Raw genomic sequence first — 17,772 nt, forward strand, 5'->3', positions numbered from 1 at the left:
ATGGATTCTTCTACCTTTTTGGAATACTCGGCTGTTGCGGGCTTATGGATCATGACCATCAGTCTGGTTTTCCCGCTTTGGCGGCTCTTTAAGGGGCCTTCTTTGCCAGACCGGGTGGTGGCACTGGACCAAATAGCTGTGATTATCGTGGGCATTATCATTTGTGACATCATTTATTCAAAAAATGTATTGGAGCTGGATGTGGTATTGGTTGTTTCTTTCCTTCTGGCCATGGGATCCATGATCATTGCCCGTTTCCTTTACAAACAAAACGCTGAGAAATGACTGAATGGATAGAATACACGGTTGGCATACTGATTATTGTCAGTGCTTTGGTGGTGCTCATTGCATCGGTTGGCATCGTCAGATTTAAGCATCTTTATGCACGTATGCATGTGGTCACCAAGGTCTCTTCTTTTGGCCTCCTGTTGCTGCTGATTGCCCTCAACCTGCTGTCCCTGAAGTGGCGCGTCTTTATTGAATCCCTGATCATTTTTCACGTTCTGATTTTCCTATCCCCTATTTCAGCGCATGTAACCGCCAAGGTGGCCTTGTGGTTGAATGAAAATCCACCGGAACCCGATAAGGAAGTGGAGCAAACAAAAAAAAAGGAAAGTGAATGAGTCTCAATGCTATGATATTTGCCGCCGGGATAGGGTCGCGACTCAAACCCTATACGGATACCTGTCCGAAAGCCCTGGTCAAAATTGCTGACCATCCCATGCTGGAGATGGCTTTGCAAAAACTGGAGCGTTTACAGGTCCGCAGAGTGGTGGTGAATGTCCACCATCATGCGCAACAGGTGAAAGATTTTCTGAGGGATTACCAAAGTGACCACATGGAAATCTGCATATCCGATGAAAGTGATCAACTTTTGGATACAGGAGGTGGTTTAATCCATGCCGCCCCCCTCTTTGAAAAAGGAAGCGACATCCTGATCTATAATGTGGATGTATTGACCAATGCGCCCCTGAAAGCCCTGGTACAATACCATCAGGCCGGTATTCAACTGGTAACGCTAATGATTCAGAAAAGAAAGGCCTCGCGGTATTTACTGTTCGACCAGGACTTGCAGCTTTGTGGTTGGCGAAATCCAAAAACACAGGAAGAGCTATGGGTGGATGACCCCGAACCAAATGCACTGTCCTATGGGTTTAACGGCGTTCAGGTGATCAGCTACCAACTTCTAACGTTAATTAATAATAAAAAATCGTCCTTCCCCATCATTCCCGAATATCTGCAACTAGCTCAATCACAAGCGATAAAAGGGTGGATTCAGAGTTCCGGGTCCGAATGGTTCGACATAGGCACGCCCGACAAGCTGGATAACGCGTCAAAGTTATTCCTAACTTGCACGTCGCAAAAACGTCAAACCTTCTTTTAAAATTGAATCATGAACCTCAGAAAAAGACGCGTGGTAGTAAGGACCATCGCGCGACCCTTCGAAAAATTTATTGAAAGAATTACCGGCGGTGGTATTCTACTCATGTTCGTTACTTTCGCTGCCCTGCTCTGGGCCAATTCGCCGCTTAAAGATTACTACGATTTTGTATGGGATTATGAATTTGTACTGGGCTTAAGTCCCTTTGAGTTGCACAAATTCCTGTTGCACTGGATAAACGATGGCCTAATGGTCATCTTTTTCTTTGTGGTAGGTCTGGAAATCAAACGGGAGTTTATGGCCGGGGAGCTGAGTTCTTTCCGACAGGCCATTTTCCCCCTTATTGCCGCCATAGGTGGTATGGTGGTGCCCATTCTCTTTTTTACAGCCTTTGGTTTACAGGGTGAAGCCAGTCACGGTTGGGGCATCCCCATGGCCACAGACATCGCCTTTTCCCTGGCCATTCTGGGTATTCTGGCTCCCGGGTTCCGCTCAGTCTCAAAATTTTCCTGACAGCCCTGGCCATTGTGGATGATTTGGGCGCCATTCTGATCATCGCCCTGTTTTACAGCCATCAAATTTACTGGACTTATTTGATCATTGCCTTTGGTTTGCTGCTTCTGCTAATAGTGGCCAATTATTTCGATATACAGACCATTCATGTGTATACGGGATTGGGATTCATCATCTGGTTTTTGTTTTTAAAATCGGGCATTCATCCGACCATTGCAGGAGTGTTGATTGCTTTTACCATTCCGGCCCGTCCCAAGGTTCAGATTAATCAGTTCATTCCTAAGATTAAATGGCGGCTCAAACAGTTTTCAAACTTACCCAAGGACGACACCAATTTTGTGTTAAGCAATAAGCAGTTGGAGTCGATCGACCACATGGAAGAATTGGTCAAGCAGGTTCAAAGTCCGCTCCAAATGATCGAACACAACCTGAGCGGCGTGGTAAACTATCTCATTTTGCCCTTATTCGCGCTGGCCAATGCCGGGGTAACCATTCTGGCACCCGGATCCCCATTTGCCTCTATGGCGGAAGTATTTACCTCTTTGTCACTCATTATTGCGGTCAGTCTGGTCTTTGGAAAAGCCCTTGGCATTTCCCTCTTTGCCTGGCTGGCTGTGAAGTTGAAACTATCGGTCAAGCCCAAGGATGTCTCCTGGCTGTCCTTCGTGGGCATCGGACTGCTGGGCGGAATAGGATTTACCATGTCTCTTTTCATTGCCAATCTGGCCTTTACCTCACCCGAGTTGCAGGACCAGGCCAAAGTGGGTATCTTCTTTGGTTCGCTGGTGGCCGGTCTGGCCGGATTCTTTGTCCTGAAGTATGCGCTGACCAGGGACCAGGAAAAAAGAGAAAAACTGGGAGCGGAATAACTTATAATAAATGGCGGCCTTCATCACGGGCCATTAAATAAAAAGAGCCGGTTAAAACCGGCTCTTTTTATTTCACAAAGTCAAGTTAAAACTTACTCAACAGTTTCTTCAACTTCTTCAGCAGCCTCTTCAACTTCTTCTTCAGTAGCTTCGTAGGCATCTTCTGTAGCTTCAACGGCTTCTTCTGCTTTTTCCTCTGCAGCTTCAATAGCGTCTTCGGCTTTCTCTTCGTTACTTTTTGATGAACTGCTACCACAACCAGCAAACAGGAATGCGGCAAACACAAAGAATGCAAATAATTTTTTCATAATGGTTTTCCTTTTAAGTTTGGTCAATTTGTTCATTAATTCATTAGTAAAAGTAACAAAGGATTTACAAATTGCAATAAATCAGGTCATTTTTTTTAATTAAATAAACATAAATCCACCAAAAGCGTCCAACCGTCCAAGCCAATTATAAATTAGTTACTTAGTCCGATCAGAAAGGAATACATCGATTTTTTAATAAACAATACTTCGCCAAAACCCCATCCATATTTAACATTTATCTGCAATTAACCAGAAAGGGCCATCCCCATGGACAGCCCTCTCTTCTGGTTAGGTATTAAAAGCCTATGTCAAAATGTGTGACTAGGCATTGGCTTTATAAAAACCAAGATCATCAATGGTGAAATTGGAAATAAACTCAGCGCGGGCTTTGTTTTCGGACCTGCCCATACGAATGTAAATTTCGGTAGAGGTCCGGAAATTTTCATTGCGCTCGGTATCCAGCAACAATAAATAGCCCATGATGATGTGGCCGGCCATTTCAACCAGACGGCGGGCATGGAAGTCCAGATACTCATTGTCCTTCACGTCCAGCACCTGCTTAACCGCTTTCTCATACTCTTCGGTCATCCCAATTAAAGTACGACGATAACTGTGCAGTTCGGGCTGTAAAGGCATGGCCTCGAATTCCCGGATCCGGTTGAGGTAAGCGGCTGTTGAAACACCTCTGATGGCTGCGACGACTTGCAGCTGGGTGGTACCTTCATAAATGGTGGTGATGCGGGCATCTCTGTAGATGCGCTCAATCGGATAATCCTTCATGAATCCGCTTCCGCCATGAATTTGCAAGGAATCGTAAGCCAACTGGTTACAATATTCACTGGTCATCCCTTTCAATAAGGGCGTAAAGAAATCGGCCAGACGCTGATAGGTTTTCATGTCATTGCGCTCCTCCTTGGTCAGTGCCCTTTCTTCACTTAAATGCATATAGCTTTTATAAACATCCACATACCTGGAGGTTTCATACAAGAGCGTACGGGATGCATCCAGCTTGGCTTTCATAGTAGCCAGCATTTCATAAACAGCCGGAAATTCGATGATCGACTTGCCAAACTGCTTCCGCTCTTCGGCATAGGAAACGGCTTCACGATAGGCTGCTTCTGAGAGGCCGACCGACTGGGCACCAATACCCAGACGGGCGCCATTCATCAGGGCCATCACATACTTGATGAGTCCCATTTTCCGGTCGCCGACCAGTTCAGCAGGTGCATCCTTGAAAACCAATTCGCAGGTAGGTGACCCTTTGATACCCATCTTGTTTTCAATCCGACGGATGGTCACCGCTTTTTCGCTGCGGTCGTAAATAAACATGGAAAGTCCGCGACCATCAGAGGTACCGGCCTCACTACGGGCCAATACCAGGGAAACATGACCGTCTCCATTGGTAATAAAGCGCTTGACACCGTTCAAATACCACTTGCCGTCCTTTTCGTTAAAGGTGGCCTTTAACTGCACCGCCTGTAAATCAGATCCGGCATCGGGCTCGGTCAAATCCATGGCCGCTGTCTCACCATTGGAAATCCTTGGTAAAAAGCGCGTCTTTTGGTCGTCGTCGGCAAATTCGTTGATGGTTTCTGCACAGTCCTGTAAGCCCCAAATGTTCACGAAACCGGCATCGGCACGTGAAACAATATCGGCCGCCATAATGTAGGGGACAATGGGAAAATTCAAACCTTCATACTTGCGCGGCAGGGTAATACCCATTAATCCGGCTTTCACCAAGGCATCCAGGTTTTCCTGGGTGCCTTTGGCATATATGACTTCGTTGTTAACAATTTTGGGACCTTCGGCATCGACACCTTCTGCGTTGGGAGCTACGATATCACCACAAATTTCTCCAACAATCTCCAGTACTTTCTCGTAACTGTCCATGGCATCTTCAAAATCCATGGGGGCATAATCGAATTGGTCCTTATCTGCAAAGTTGCGCTCCTTGAGGGCAACAATCTTTTTCATCAGGGGATGTTGCAGATGAAAAAGAAGATCGGGGTTATCTGTAAAAAAATTAGCCATTTGTATGTCGTATTAAGGATGGCCTGAGCCATCCGTAAGAAAATTAATAATTGGAACCAACTCTTATTTGCTGTTCTTCTTATAGAATTTGATTAATTTGGGGATCGTTTCCATCACATCCCCGGTAATCACATAATCAGCCATTTTATTGATGGGCGCCATCGGATCATTGTTGATGGCAATGACCATGGCCGATTCCTCCATACCGGCGGTATGCTGAATTTGGCCCGAAATACCGCAGGCGATGTACAGCTTTGGACGTACCGTGATACCTGTCTGTCCCACCTGCCGGTCGTGGTCGGCATAACCGGCATCCACGGCGGCGCGGGAGGCACCGACCTCGGCGCCTAAAACTTCGGCCAATTCATACAACACCTGGAAATTTTCTTTGGAACCCATTCCATAACCGCCGGAAACGATAATGGAAGAGTTTTTGATGTTGACCCGACTTTTTTCCATATGTCGCTCAATCACCTTAACCACCAAATGCTCCGGCTTAACGAACTGACCCACATCTATTTTTTTAACCACTCCCTTGTGGGAAGCAGAATAGATTTCCTTTTTCATAACGCCTTCACGGACGGTGGCCATTTGGGGACGACAATCCGGGTTGATGATGGTGGCCACAATATTACCACCAAAAGCGGGTCTGATTTGATACAACAAATCTTTATAAACTTTCTTGGCCTTTTTATCTTCATGGTCACCAATCTCCAGCGCGGTACAGTCGGCCGTTAAACCACTGTACAAGGCAGAAGAAACCCGGGGACCTAAATCACGGCCCATGGTAGTTGCCCCTAAGAGGCCTATTTGAGGCTTCTCGACTTTAAAGAGGCCATTGATCACAGCCGCATGCGGCAAGGTGGTATAGGGAGCCAGACAGGCATCATCTCCGATATGCACCACGTCAGCCCCATAAGGGAATATCTCTTTTTCCACACCGGTCAACTTGTGACCCAAAACAAGTGCTTCCAACTGGCACTTCAGTGTATTGGCAAGGCTACGTCCCTTTGTAAGCAACTCCAGGCTTACATCGGCCACTTTGCCTTCGTCCATCTCACATATTACAAATATATTGTTCATTCGTGATTGTTTTATTTAATTACCCAATGGTATGGTTAAGCATCAATTCTTTTACAAGCTCATCTATTTCCTTATCAGAAGCCGTTAAGATCTTTGACTCCTTGGCCTGAAACACCACATTTTCAATGGTTTTCACTTTGGTCGGTGAACCGGTTAAGCCCAGCCATTGGGCATCGGTTTCAACATCGTTGACACTCCATTCCTGGATGTTAAGATAGGGGCGGTCGGCCGACAAGTCGATGTAATCTTCTGCCTGAGATTGACGCTCGCTCATGGTGCGGGCATGCTTGTACTTCATCAACAGCTTGGCTGCTCTGGGTCGGCAAGACGGTGCAGAACTATTGACAGTGATAACTGAAGGCAAAGGAGCTTCAACGGTCTCCACACCCCGTTCGAGTCTGCGCTTAATCGTGATCTTTCCTTTCTCGGCTTTAAGCACCTCCTCCACGTATGTGACCTGAGGCAGGTTCAGTTTTTCAGCCACCTGCGGACCTACCTGGGCGGTATCACCGTCGATGGCCTGGCGACCGGCAATAATCAGGTCGAAATCTTTAATTTTTTTGATGGCACATGACAAAGTATAAGAGGTGGCCAACGTATCGGAACCGGCAAAAGCCCGGTCGCTCAACAAATAGCCATCGTCTGCTCCTCTGAATAAGCCTTCACGAATAATATCGGCCGCACGACCAGGTCCCATGGTCAACAAAGTAACAGTGGTTCCTTTGTACTTATCCTTGAGTCGCAAAGCCTGCTCAAGGGCATTCAAATCCTCCGGGTTGAAAATAGCCGCTAAAGCGGCGCGGTTAACCGTCCCGTCAGCCTTCATAGCATCCTTGCCAACGTTCCTTGTATCGGGAACCTGTTTAGCAAGAACAATAATTTTTAATCCCATTTTATAAATTTTAATAGATTTTCGATTTTAAGAAACACAAATATAATAAAAGCCCGCTTTTTACCAAGTTCATAAAAGCCACTGTTAAACAACCATTTATACCTTCTTACTCCTTCAATCTTCAGCCTCTTCTCTATTTTACATGGGCTAAAAATCAACCAAACAATCAGTTATCCTTGACCAATTTTGATAACTCTCCTCAATTTTTAACTAATTAAGCCCCTCATATTTAAAGTAATTTAGAATTAGATTAATTTATACGGGTGAAGGATGAACCAGAAGCGAAAGATGGTTGTTTTACTTTAAAGTGCGGCATGACTGACAGGAAAAATTTAAATTTCATAAAGCTTATCCCGGTAATTCTGGCTCTATGGGCTGGCACAGTTACTCTATGTGGACAAAGCAACACCAAACAGGACAGTACTATGAACACCTATGAATTTCGCGAATTGACTACAGAAGAAGCCTATGTGATTCAACGAAAGGGAACCGAACGTCCCTTTTCCGGCAAATATTACGAGCACAGTGAACCGGGTGTCTATGCCTGCAAGCAGTGTGGAAACCATCTTTACCAAAGTGATGCCAAATTTGATGCCCAATGCGGGTGGCCTTCCTTTGATGATGAAATAGAGGGAGCGGTTAAACGGGTGCCCGATGCAGATGGCAGAAGAACCGAGATCATCTGTGCGCGCTGTGAGGGACATTTGGGGCATGTTTTTTTGGGTGAAGGATTCACCCCAAAAAATACCAGACACTGTGTCAACAGCATCTCAATGATATTTATCCCACAAAAGGAATTGGAAGAAACGGCCAATAAAAAATGATTCTGCAATATTAACGAATCATGACTTTGACCGTTTTGGATGTCGCCTTTTCAGCAGGAATAACCCTAACGAGATAAATACCTCTGTGCAGTTGAGATGTTTCAATTCGACGGGTGGGATTATCACGATCCTGTAACAGTTTCATCACCTCTTTACCCGTTAAATCAAACAGTTGTATGATGTAGCTGGAATCTACGTGATTGGTTATGACCAACTGCGCAGAATTTTCATCTACGTATACAATCAAATCTTTTTCTTCAGGATTTTCAGCCGACAAAACAGATCCGGCACTGCTTACCACAAGGAATAAGGCAAGGGCAATCACCTTCAGAAATTGATATGTTTTTGGCTCTTTCATTATCGTTGTTCGTCTGTTCTACACGCTTACTTATACAAAAGTAAGCAATAAATGTTACAGTCGGGGCAATATTTCTGGTCTTTTTCGATTGTAAAGCGTGAAAGGTCCCGAAACCAATCGGCATTAAAGAATCAAATACGCGTCCTCTAAAATGCCATCATCATCCAAATCGATAAAAATATCCACCGGAGAAAGGTAGATCTCTTTTTTAAAGTCCTTATAAGCATCGCTCGCCGCCGATTCCTCCATGATAAAATAGGCCCAAAAGTACAGATAATTGCGGAATCCGGCCTGCATGACCATTTTATCGATTTCATGCTCAAATTTCTTCTTGCCTTTTTTGGAAAGATATTGCCATCCACGCTGCAGAACGCCAAAAAAGCCCCGCGACTGGTAATCTTTTATATGCATCAACTCATGCATAATGAGTCCCACACGCGCCAGCTCCGGCACATCGTCATACAAAACGCCATCAAATGCCTGATTGTTATTAACTTGTAAGAGATAGGTGCGATTCTCCCGCTTTTTGAAAATCAAAGAACCCAGAGTTGGACGAACCGTCATGGTCGTCCCCAGTTTCTTTTCCCGCACTTTTATGTTTTGGTGGTGCAAGTATGGCACATTCGCCACAACCACGTTGAACACGTCATGAAAGTGTTCAGGAATCAACCATGAAGCAGGCAAAAAACCCTGCTGGACAACAGAGGGTTTAGCAACCTCTTCTCCAACGTTAGTGTTACCAGCATCAACCAGAGGAAATACCAACAACCACCCTATCAACACCCAAAATCTTCTTTCTCTGCACATAGTAAACCGGATATGCTTACCTCTACGGAATTGCTTCCGCTAAGTTTCAATCCGGGGTACCCAGCCACCCCTTTTTTTAAATTTAATCCCGCATTTGAAGGCTATGCAATTTATTGTAAACCCCGTCATGCTCAATAAGTTCTGCATGGGTACCTCTTTCCACTATTTCCCCTTCATGAAAAACACAGATCATGTCCGCATTTCTGACGGTCGACAGTCGGTGCGCTATAACAATAGAGGTCCGGTTCACCATCAGATTTTCCAGTGCTTGCTGAACCAGCAATTCCGACTCGGTATCCAAGGCGGAAGTGGCCTCATCCAAAATCAAGATGGGTGGATTCTTTAAAACTGCCCGGGCAATGCTGATGCGCTGGCGTTGCCCCCCCGAAAGTTTGCCGCCTCTGTCGCCAATCACCGTATCATAACCATTTTCAGATTCCATGATGAAATCATGCGCATTGGCTACACGTGCGGCCGCTTCCACTTGTTCGGGCGTGGCTTCGTCCACCCCGAATATGATATTATTATAAATGGTGTCGTTAAACAGGATGGCATCCTGATTCACATTCCCCATCAAGTGCCGCAAATCATGAATTTTCAATTCACGAACATCGGTGCCATCTATTAAAATGTTTCCCTGCTGAATGTCATACAACCTGGGCAACAAATCCACAAAGGTGGATTTGCCACTGCCCGACTGGCCCACCAGGGCCACCGTCGTTCCCTTCTTGATCTCGACACTCACATTCTTCAAAACCGGCCGGTCGTGATAAGCAAAGGTCACATGGCGGTATTCCACTTTGGAACGAAGCTCTGTGGCCGCTTTGGCATCCTTGATCTCTTTGATGCCATTATCTGCCTTAAGAATCATATCAATGCGCTCATAGGCCGCCAATCCTTTCTGGATACTGAAAAAGGCCTGCGAGAAGGCTTTGGAAGGATTAATGATTAAATAAAAAATGCCGATGTAGGACAGAAAGGCTGCTGGTGCCAGACCGCTTTCCTGACTCAAAATGAGGGTACCTCCAAACCAGACCACCAAAACCACCACAATGGTACCCAGAAATTCGCTGACGGGACTTGCCAGTTCGCGCCGGCGCATCAAGCGGTTCATGATGTCGCGGTAGCCCTCAATGTCATTTTTGAATCGGCCGTTCATCCGTTTCTCGGCATTAAAAGCCTTGATAATGCGAAGGCCGGATAAGGTTTCTTCCAGAACGCCCAGAATAACCCCCATCTTTTCCTGACCTTTTCTGGATTTCTTTTTGAGACTTCGGCCAATACGACCAATGATCAGTCCGGCCAATGGTAAAAGCACCAAAACAAACAAGGTCAGCTGCACGCTAAAAATCATCATGGTCACCAGGTAGACAATGATCATCACCGGATTTTTCAAAACCATGTCGAGCGAGGACATGATGGAGTTTTCCACTTCCTGCACATCACCGGTCGAACGGGAAATGATATCTCCCTTGCGCTCAGCACTAAAAAACCCCAGAGGCAACTGCAATATCTTGTCGTACAACAACTCCCTTAAATCCCTCACCACCCCGTTTCGCATGCCTATACTGGTAAAAGAGGCCAAATAAGTGGCACCTGTCTTAAATAGGGTAGCCATCACCAAAAACAATCCCACAAACAGAAGAGAATAGCCCGGACCATAAGCCTGCTTAAAATAGGTGATGTAGTAATAGAGATTGTTCTTTAAAACATCAAAATCGGTGGAAAAGGCTTGTAAGGCATAGACCTCACTGCTCTGCATCAAAATGATTTCCAGCATGGGAATCATCATGGCAATGGAAAAAACGGCAAAGAGAGCCGCCAACAGATTAAAAACAAAATTCAAGGCCAGAAGATGCTTGTAGGGCTTGAGAAATCTCCAGGCTATTTTAAAGAATTCCTTCATGTCAATAGATCAATAGGTTATTAGATCATTAGGTACGCGAAGTATTAATATAAATCAACGCCTGTATAACTCTGTGGCGACAAACCGCGCAACTCGGCCTTCACGCTTTCAGCGACATCCAGCGTTTCCACAAACTCAGCGATCGCTTCTCCGTTGATGACCGTATTGGTCCTTGTCAGCTCTTTCAAAGCCTCATAGGGATTGGGATAACCTTCCCGGCGCAAAATGGTTTGAATACCTTCGGCCACTACCGCCCAGTTACTTTCCAGGTCGGCATCAATCGACTTCTGATTGAGCAACAATTTGCTGAATCCCTTTTGCAGGGATTTAATGGCCAATACCGTATGTGCCAAAGGAACGCCCAGATTTCGCAATACCGTACTGTCGGTGAGGTCGCGTTGCAGACGCGACACCGGCAATTTCGAAGAAAGGTGCTCAAACAAAGCATTGGCAATGCCCAGGTTACCCTCTGCATTTTCAAAATCTATGGGGTTGACTTTATGAGGCATGGCGCTGGAACCGACTTCCCCTTTTTTAATTTTCTGCTTAAAGTATTCCATCATGATGTAAGTCCACATATCGCGACTCAGGTCAATCATAATGGTATTAATACGCTTGAAATTATCAAAAATAGCCGCCAGATTGTCATAGTTACTGATCTGCGTGGTCAATTGCTCCCGGTCCAATTTCAGGGAATCATTTAAAAAACGATTGCCAAAGGCCACCCAGTCAATTTCAGGATAAGCCACATGGTGGGCATTGAAATTACCGGTAGCTCCGCCAAACTTGGCCGAGCAAGATACGCTTTTAAGCAGGGCCAATTGGGTATTCAGACGATGGACAAAGACCTTTATTTCCTTTCCCAAACGCGTGGGAGATGCCGGCTGTCCATGGGTTTTTGCCAGCATGGCGATGTCTTTCCATGACGCAGCCATACGGTCCAAATCATCGATGAGCTCTTCCAGCAGCGGGTAGTAAATATCGTGAACGGCATCGCGAAGGGATGCCGGTACGGCCGTATTATTAATATCCTGAGAGGTCAAACCAAAATGAATGAACTCCTTGTATGCCTGGAGGCCCAAAGCATCAAATTTTTCCTTAATGAAATATTCAACCGCTTTAACATCATGATTGGTGACCGCCTCAATGCTCTTCACTTTTTCTGCATCTTCCAATTGAAAGCCCTTATGAATCTCACGTAATTCAGAAAATTTGGCCGGGTCAAGCCCCTTCAGCTGCGGTAAAGGCAGTTCACACAAAGCAATAAAGTATTCAATTTCCACCATTACACGGTAACGGATCAAAGCATATTCTGAAAAATAAAGGGCTAATCCATCCACTTTGTTACGGTAACGTCCATCAATGGGAGAAATAGCGGTCAATAACTGAATGTCGAGCATGATTTTATAGTTTTTAAAGAAAACGCAAAGATAACAAATTTGCATGGAAATTGGGTTGGATAATCGCGAAGTGTAAGGAATCAAAGATAAAATGACTATTTTTGATTAAAAATCAGACGCTCATGAAATGGATAAGAACCCTCGTATTAATGCTATTGACGCTATCAGGCGTCAATGCTCAGGAAACGGCCGACCATACAACACCTGTTGTATACCGCCTGCCCATTTTCAGCAACATCAACAGTACCACCTGGGTGCACATGCAAAGTGCCTTTAAAGAAGCCAAAGCGCTCAATGCCGATGCCATTATTCTGCACCTGAACACCTATGGCGGTGAGGTGGTGTTTGCAGATTCTATGCGAACCAAAGTATTGAACAGCGATATCCCGGTTTATGTATTCATTGATAATAATGCGGCCAGTGCAGGTGCCTTGATTTCTATTGCGGCCAAAAAAATATTCATGCGCCCGGGAGCCAACATTGGCGCAGCAACGGTGGTGAATCAAACCGGTGAGGAGATGCCCGACAAGTACCAGTCGTACATGCGCTCCACCATCAGGGCCACAGCGGAAGCTCAGGGGAAAGACACCATCATTGCCGGAAACGACACCATCGTTAAATGGATTCGGGATCCGAGAATTGCGGAGGCCATGGTGGATGACCGCATCATTATTCCCGGCGTTATTGATTCCGGCCAGGTACTGACTTTTACCACGCTGGAGGCCATTGAAAATGGTTACTGCGACGGCATTGCCGAAAACATTGCTGAGGTTCAGGAATTCATAGGACTGGAAAATGCCGAATTGGTTTCCTTCCAGGCATCCTTCTACGATGGCATAAAGGGCTTTCTGACCAGTCCCATTTTAAGTGGCATCCTTATTCTGATCATTATAGGTGGCATCTATTTTGAAATGCAATCACCAGGAATTGGCTTCCCCATACTCGCTTCTTTGATTGCGGCCATTCTTTATTTTGCCCCTCTTTACATTGACGGACTGGCGGCCAATTGGGAAATCATAATTTTCGTAATAGGTATCGCACTTATTGCGGCAGAAGTCTTCATTATTCCGGGCTTTGGTATTGCCGGCATCAGTGGGGTCATATTAACGGTTACCGGACTCACTTTGAGTCTTCTGGATAATGTGGTTTTTGATTTCCAGGGGGTGGACACCAGCGATTTCATGCAAGCTCTGCTGGTCGTGATGGGCGGCTTGTTTGGTGGCGTTATAATTACCATCTACCTCAGTTATAAACTAATAGGCAGTTCCACAGGCCCCCTTTCCAGATTGTCCCTGAATACCTCACAGGACCTCGACAAAGGGTACTTGAGTGTGGATGTGGCCACCAAAACCATGGTGGGTAAAAGTGGTATTTCTGCCACCGTTCTGAGGCCTTCGGGAAGGGTCATCGTGGAAGATGAGATCTATGATGCCCGTGCACTGGAAGGCTACATTGAAAAAGATGAACCCGTTAAAGTAATCAGCTATAGTTCGGGCCAATTAAATGTACGTAAAATAAAAAAAGAAACAACCTAACATTCTGATAAAGAACACATATACCATCCATCTATAGGCGATAAGATTTTTTTTAACCATTAATTAATATTGAGGTTGGCATTTTTTGGAAAAAAGAACGAAATTTGTTTGGAAACCGATGGGGGAAATCTATTTTTTTGTAATTTTCGCCCGTGTAAGTCATTCAATTTTTAACTTATTTAAAGTAACAGAAAATGAAAGGAAAGAAGCTTCCCAACAAGAATTCCGGAATCTTCCAGAATGAAGAAGCCTTAAGCAAGCCGGGGGTAAAGCTAATGAAACAAAAACGTTCCAGAAAGCCATCGATTTACGATGAAATGGACGAATACGATGATTTCGATTATCGTTCGGATGACGATGTGAATAATCTCTACGATGATGACACCATCGATAACGATGAAGATTATTATTAGAAAGAAAAAGAACTTTAAAAAAATCAGGGGCGTTGAAACAAGGTTTTAACGCCCCTTTATATGCCACTCAAAACAGCTCATTAACCAAGGGCATTAACAAACGTTTAACAAGAAAACATCCATTTTTAATCATTTTTTTTCTATTTTTGTTCTATGCAAAGCAAAGCAAACACCCTGTTATCTCTATTGGTGCTGGTATTTTTCATACCGGCTACTTTGGGTTTTGCTTTGATTGACCACCACTGTTCCGGTTGTCAGTCGCACGATAAAGAAACGGTTATTCTTTTGGGTGCGCACAACCACGATGATGCCACTTGCTTTTGCACCGAATCAGGCACTTCTGAAGAAGCACCGAGTTGTGACCACCACGCGGGAGACTGCCACAACGAGCATGCACCGTTGAAACACAACCATGATTGTATGGTTGAGCTAAAAAAACTGGAAGCGCCCTTTACACCGGTTTCCTTCGACGACTGGTTACCCATGCCGTTGGAAATAACCTTTGCCAACCTCTTCTTTGCACAGGATCAAATAGCATCTGAATCTTTTTCAGCCAACTCCTCCTTTCTGGCCTATTCTCCGCCAAGGATTTTAACAGGATACGAACGTCTTATCAGGAACGAAGTTTTCAGATTGTGATGTCTCTTTTTGATGAATGACGTAGACCCCTATTGGCATTCAAGCAAACATTGATATCCAATTTCTGTCAGACATGAAACAAGACACAAGCGCTCTGTGTCACCAATGAAGGCGCTTGCCAGGTCGCGTTTCATGCAACAAATGAAAACTTCCATTGCCACATGAAAAGCATGATCATTCTATCACTGATACTTTTAATTCCCGGTGTTTTGTCGGCTCAATCCAAAGTAAGCGGACAGGTTTTCGAGTATCAACACAATAAAAAAGAGCCCATTATCGGCGCCAATGTGTATTGGGCCGAAACCAGCATTGGGGCATCCACCAATGAAGAAGGAAAATTTCATCTGCCCTGGCAGGATGGCCCATCGAAACTGGTGGTCAGCTTTGTCGGTTACACACCCGACACCCTGCTCGTCAGCAAGCCGGACCAAAGTCTGCAAATCAACCTTTTACAGGATGAGCAACTGGACGAAGTAACCGTGGCTGCCCGTCAGGCAGGTACGCATATTTCCCGACTCAATCCCATCACCAGCATGGAAATCACCTCTGCCGAACTGTGCAAAGCAGCTTGTTGCAGTCTGGCCGAGAGCTTCGAGACCAACGCCTCCGTTGATGTATCCTACACCGATGCCGCCACAGGTGCCAAGCAAATTCAGCTCCTGGGCCTTTCGGGCACCTATGTGCAGATGCTCTCGGAGAACCTGCCGACCAGTCGCGGTTTAGGGGCGACTTACGGGTTGGATTTTGTACCGGGTCCCTGGATGGAGTCCATCCAGGTTTCCAAGGGTTCGGCCTCTGTCAGCAACGGCTATGAGTCGTTAACGGGACAAATAAACGTTGAATATAAAAAGCCGGCTACCTCTGAAACCCTTTTTGTCAACGGCTTTACCAGTTCAAGCGGTCGCTTCGAGAGCAATGTCAATACGGGTTTCGACGTGGGAGAGAAATGGAAGACCGCGCTTTTGGCGCACGCATCGACCGATTCCCGCGAGAACGACCACAACGGCGATGGCTTTTTGGATGAACCGCTGACCAGGCGCTATATTTTCATGAACCGCTGGGAGTCGCCAATCACCAACCATTTAACCACCCAATTCGGGCTCAAAGTTCTGGATGAAGAACGCACCGGGGGCCAGGCGACTTATAACCGGTCCATTGATCCCATGGATCAGGAGGCCTATGGCATCCTGATTGACTCCCGCAATTTGGAGGCCTTTTTCAAAGCCGGCTACACTTTTCCGGGGGATGGGGACAAAAGCGTGGCTTTCATCTCCAATTATACTTTTCATGATCAGGCATCGGTTTATGGACATCGATTTTACGATGCCACCCAAAACTATTTGGCAGGGAACCTTATTCTGGCCTCGCATTTCGGACAACCGGAGCGTCATAAATATACCACAGGCCTCAGCTATTTGTACGACGATCTGAGGGAGGACCTGTCGGGCGACCTCACAAATATAATGGCAACAGATGGCAGTCGCACAGAGCACGTAACGGGGGCCTACTTCCAATACACCTATACCCTGCCCGACAAACTAACGGTATTGACTGGCCTGAGGGGTGATTACCACAACTTATACGACTTCTTTATCACTCCCCGGATGCATGTCCGCTATACTCCCAACGAGCACATCGTTGTTCGCGCCTCAGCAGGTAAGGGCTACCGTACCCCAAACACACTGGCAGAGAACAATGCTTTTCTGGCCTCGTCCCGGCACATCTTTATAGATGACCAAGTGGATATGGAAGAAGGATGGAATTATGGTTTAAATGTTACCAACTACATCCATTTCGGCTTACGTGAGTTAACGCTCAATGTGGAGTACTATCGGACCTCCTTCAAAAACCAGTTGGTCATAGACCTGGATCAGGATGCCCGTGAGGTCCATTTTTATAATTTGACGGGCGCCTCCTTTTCGAATGTGCTGCAGGCGGAGGCTTCCATGGAGGTAGTGCGTGGTCTGGACATAGTAGCTGCCTGGCGTCTGAACGATGTGCAGCTAACCACCAACGATGTGTTGCAACAAAAAGCATTGCAGAGTAAATATCGGGGATTGCTGAATTTTTCGTATGCTACTCCCCTGCCCCGCTGGCAGTTTGATTTCACCACGCAGTTCAGCGGTCCGGGACGCATTCCCTCCACGGAAGGAAATCCGGTGGCTTTGCAAAGGCCGGCGGACTTTTCTGCTTTTCAGATATACAACACACAAATCACCCGCTACTTCAAAAACTGGGATTTTTATGCAGGGATTGAGAACATAGGTGATTTTACCCAACATGCGCCGATTATTGATGCAGAAAACCCCTTTGGGGAACATTTCGACAGCTCCTTAATCTGGGGCCCAATGAAGGGACGCAAATTTTATTTCGGCTTCCGGTTTAGTATTGATCGTGTATAGAACCAGACACGCCTTAAGCCCGGGATAAGGCCAGATAATAAGTCAAGTTTCAAGCAAGCATAATACGAATAGTCAAACCTAAAACGATACAATCATGAAACCATTAATCATTATTCTTTCCGCATTTCTTCTGTTAACCTTACCTCTGGAGGCCAAAAAGAAGAAAAATACCGAAACCACCAGCTACTCCGTCAGTATTGATTGTCAGCATTGCGTGGATGTTATCACCAAAGAACTGGCCTTTGTTAAAGGCGTTCGGGATCTGGATTTCGATATTGAAAAAAAGCGGGTGGATGTTACTTACCGCTCTGACAAGGTGTCTAAGGAGGCCATTGCTGAGAAGATGAGGGATTTGGGGTATGAGGTGAGTATTAGGAAGGAGGAGAAGGAGAAGGAGGAGGAGAAGGAAGA

17 protein-coding genes and 1 pseudogene are annotated in these 17,772 nt (G+C 45.7%); 10 read left to right on the forward strand and 8 right to left on the reverse strand.

Features of this window, described 5'->3' with window-relative positions; genetic code table 11:
• The 4 genes and pseudogenes from JCM15548_RS15445 (at window position 1) to nhaA (ending at window position 2,763) form a co-directional block, all read left to right on the forward strand.
• Entirely contained in the window at window positions 1–285 is a 285-nt protein-coding gene (locus JCM15548_RS15445) for an MrpF/PhaF family protein (RefSeq protein ID WP_227625917.1), read from the forward strand.
• Window positions 282–623: a monovalent cation/H(+) antiporter subunit G gene (gene mnhG, locus JCM15548_RS15450; RefSeq protein ID WP_083985185.1), complete on the forward strand. Its 342-nt coding sequence runs from the start codon at window positions 282–284 to the stop codon at window positions 621–623. The genes JCM15548_RS15445 and mnhG overlap by 4 nt, the downstream gene beginning before the upstream one ends.
• Complete coding sequence (locus JCM15548_RS15455; RefSeq protein ID WP_062127345.1) at window positions 620–1,384, forward strand: sugar phosphate nucleotidyltransferase; 765 nt, start codon at window positions 620–622, stop codon at window positions 1,382–1,384. Before mnhG ends, JCM15548_RS15455 begins: the two co-directional genes overlap by 4 nt.
• Before the next feature lie 102 nt (window positions 1,385–1,486).
• Window positions 1,487–2,763, forward strand: a pseudogene (nhaA, locus tag JCM15548_RS15460) (Na+/H+ antiporter NhaA).
• 92 nt (window positions 2,764–2,855) lie between these two features.
• Here nhaA and JCM15548_RS15465 read toward each other — a convergent pair.
• The 4 genes from JCM15548_RS15465 to JCM15548_RS15480 all read right to left on the reverse strand — a co-directional run bounded on the left by JCM15548_RS15465 (window position 2,856) and on the right by JCM15548_RS15480 (window position 7,077).
• The gene (locus JCM15548_RS15465) at window positions 2,856–3,071 is read right to left on the reverse strand and encodes a hypothetical protein (RefSeq protein WP_157482818.1); all 216 of its coding nucleotides are present in this window, start codon (window positions 3,069–3,071) and stop codon (window positions 2,856–2,858) included.
• Window positions 3,072–3,392: 321 nt separating this feature from the next.
• Window positions 3,393–5,102, reverse strand: coding sequence for an acyl-CoA dehydrogenase family protein (locus tag JCM15548_RS15470; protein WP_062127351.1), 1,710 nt, complete (start codon window positions 5,100–5,102; stop codon window positions 3,393–3,395).
• Between the two features lie 63 nt (window positions 5,103–5,165).
• Complete coding sequence (locus JCM15548_RS15475) at window positions 5,166–6,185, reverse strand: electron transfer flavoprotein subunit alpha/FixB family protein (protein ID WP_062127354.1); 1,020 nt, start codon at window positions 6,183–6,185, stop codon at window positions 5,166–5,168.
• Between the two features lie 19 nt (window positions 6,186–6,204).
• On the reverse strand, window positions 6,205–7,077 hold the full coding sequence (locus JCM15548_RS15480) for an electron transfer flavoprotein subunit beta/FixA family protein (RefSeq protein ID WP_062127356.1): 873 nt from the start codon (window positions 7,075–7,077) through the stop codon (window positions 6,205–6,207).
• Window positions 7,078–7,502: 425 nt separating this feature from the next.
• On the opposite strand from JCM15548_RS15480, the gene JCM15548_RS15485 reads away from it, so the two are divergent.
• Entirely contained in the window at window positions 7,503–7,901 is a 399-nt protein-coding gene (locus JCM15548_RS15485; RefSeq protein ID WP_062127359.1) for a methionine-R-sulfoxide reductase, read from the forward strand.
• 10 nt (window positions 7,902–7,911) lie between these two features.
• On the opposite strand, the gene JCM15548_RS15490 is transcribed toward JCM15548_RS15485, so the two are convergent.
• The 4 genes from JCM15548_RS15490 to purB form a co-directional block, all read right to left on the reverse strand.
• Complete coding sequence (locus tag JCM15548_RS15490) at window positions 7,912–8,259, reverse strand: T9SS type A sorting domain-containing protein (RefSeq protein ID WP_062127362.1); 348 nt, start codon at window positions 8,257–8,259, stop codon at window positions 7,912–7,914.
• A gap of 123 nt (window positions 8,260–8,382) precedes the next feature.
• On the reverse strand, window positions 8,383–9,066 hold the full coding sequence (locus JCM15548_RS15495; RefSeq protein ID WP_157482820.1) for a hypothetical protein: 684 nt from the start codon (window positions 9,064–9,066) through the stop codon (window positions 8,383–8,385).
• Between the two features lie 82 nt (window positions 9,067–9,148).
• On the reverse strand, window positions 9,149–10,972 hold the full coding sequence (locus JCM15548_RS15500; RefSeq protein ID WP_062127368.1) for an ABC transporter ATP-binding protein: 1,824 nt from the start codon (window positions 10,970–10,972) through the stop codon (window positions 9,149–9,151).
• 44 nt (window positions 10,973–11,016) lie between these two features.
• A complete protein-coding gene (gene purB, locus JCM15548_RS15505) occupies window positions 11,017–12,372 on the reverse strand; it encodes an adenylosuccinate lyase (protein ID WP_062127371.1) in 1,356 nt (451 codons plus the stop codon).
• Between the two features lie 122 nt (window positions 12,373–12,494).
• Here purB and JCM15548_RS15510 point away from each other — a divergent pair, with 122 nt between their 5' ends.
• The 5 genes from JCM15548_RS15510 to JCM15548_RS15530 all read left to right on the forward strand — a co-directional run.
• On the forward strand, window positions 12,495–13,907 hold the full coding sequence (locus JCM15548_RS15510) for an NfeD family protein (RefSeq protein ID WP_062127374.1): 1,413 nt from the start codon (window positions 12,495–12,497) through the stop codon (window positions 13,905–13,907).
• Window positions 13,908–14,101: 194 nt separating this feature from the next.
• Window positions 14,102–14,320: a hypothetical protein gene (locus tag JCM15548_RS15515; RefSeq protein ID WP_062127377.1), complete on the forward strand. Its 219-nt coding sequence runs from the start codon at window positions 14,102–14,104 to the stop codon at window positions 14,318–14,320.
• Between the two features lie 153 nt (window positions 14,321–14,473).
• Window positions 14,474–14,959, forward strand: a complete 486-nt coding sequence (locus tag JCM15548_RS15520; RefSeq protein ID WP_062127380.1) for a hypothetical protein — start codon at window positions 14,474–14,476, stop codon at window positions 14,957–14,959.
• A gap of 161 nt (window positions 14,960–15,120) precedes the next feature.
• On the forward strand, window positions 15,121–17,361 hold the full coding sequence (locus tag JCM15548_RS15525; RefSeq protein ID WP_062127383.1) for a TonB-dependent receptor: 2,241 nt from the start codon (window positions 15,121–15,123) through the stop codon (window positions 17,359–17,361).
• 94 nt (window positions 17,362–17,455) lie between these two features.
• Window positions 17,456–17,772, forward strand: a 317-nt coding sequence (locus JCM15548_RS15530; protein WP_062127386.1) for a heavy-metal-associated domain-containing protein, incomplete at its 3' end; no start/stop codon positions are given.

The sequence above is a fragment of the Geofilum rubicundum JCM 15548 genome, assembly GCF_000974365.1.
GTDB lineage: Bacteria > Bacteroidota > Bacteroidia > Bacteroidales > Marinilabiliaceae > Geofilum > Geofilum rubicundum.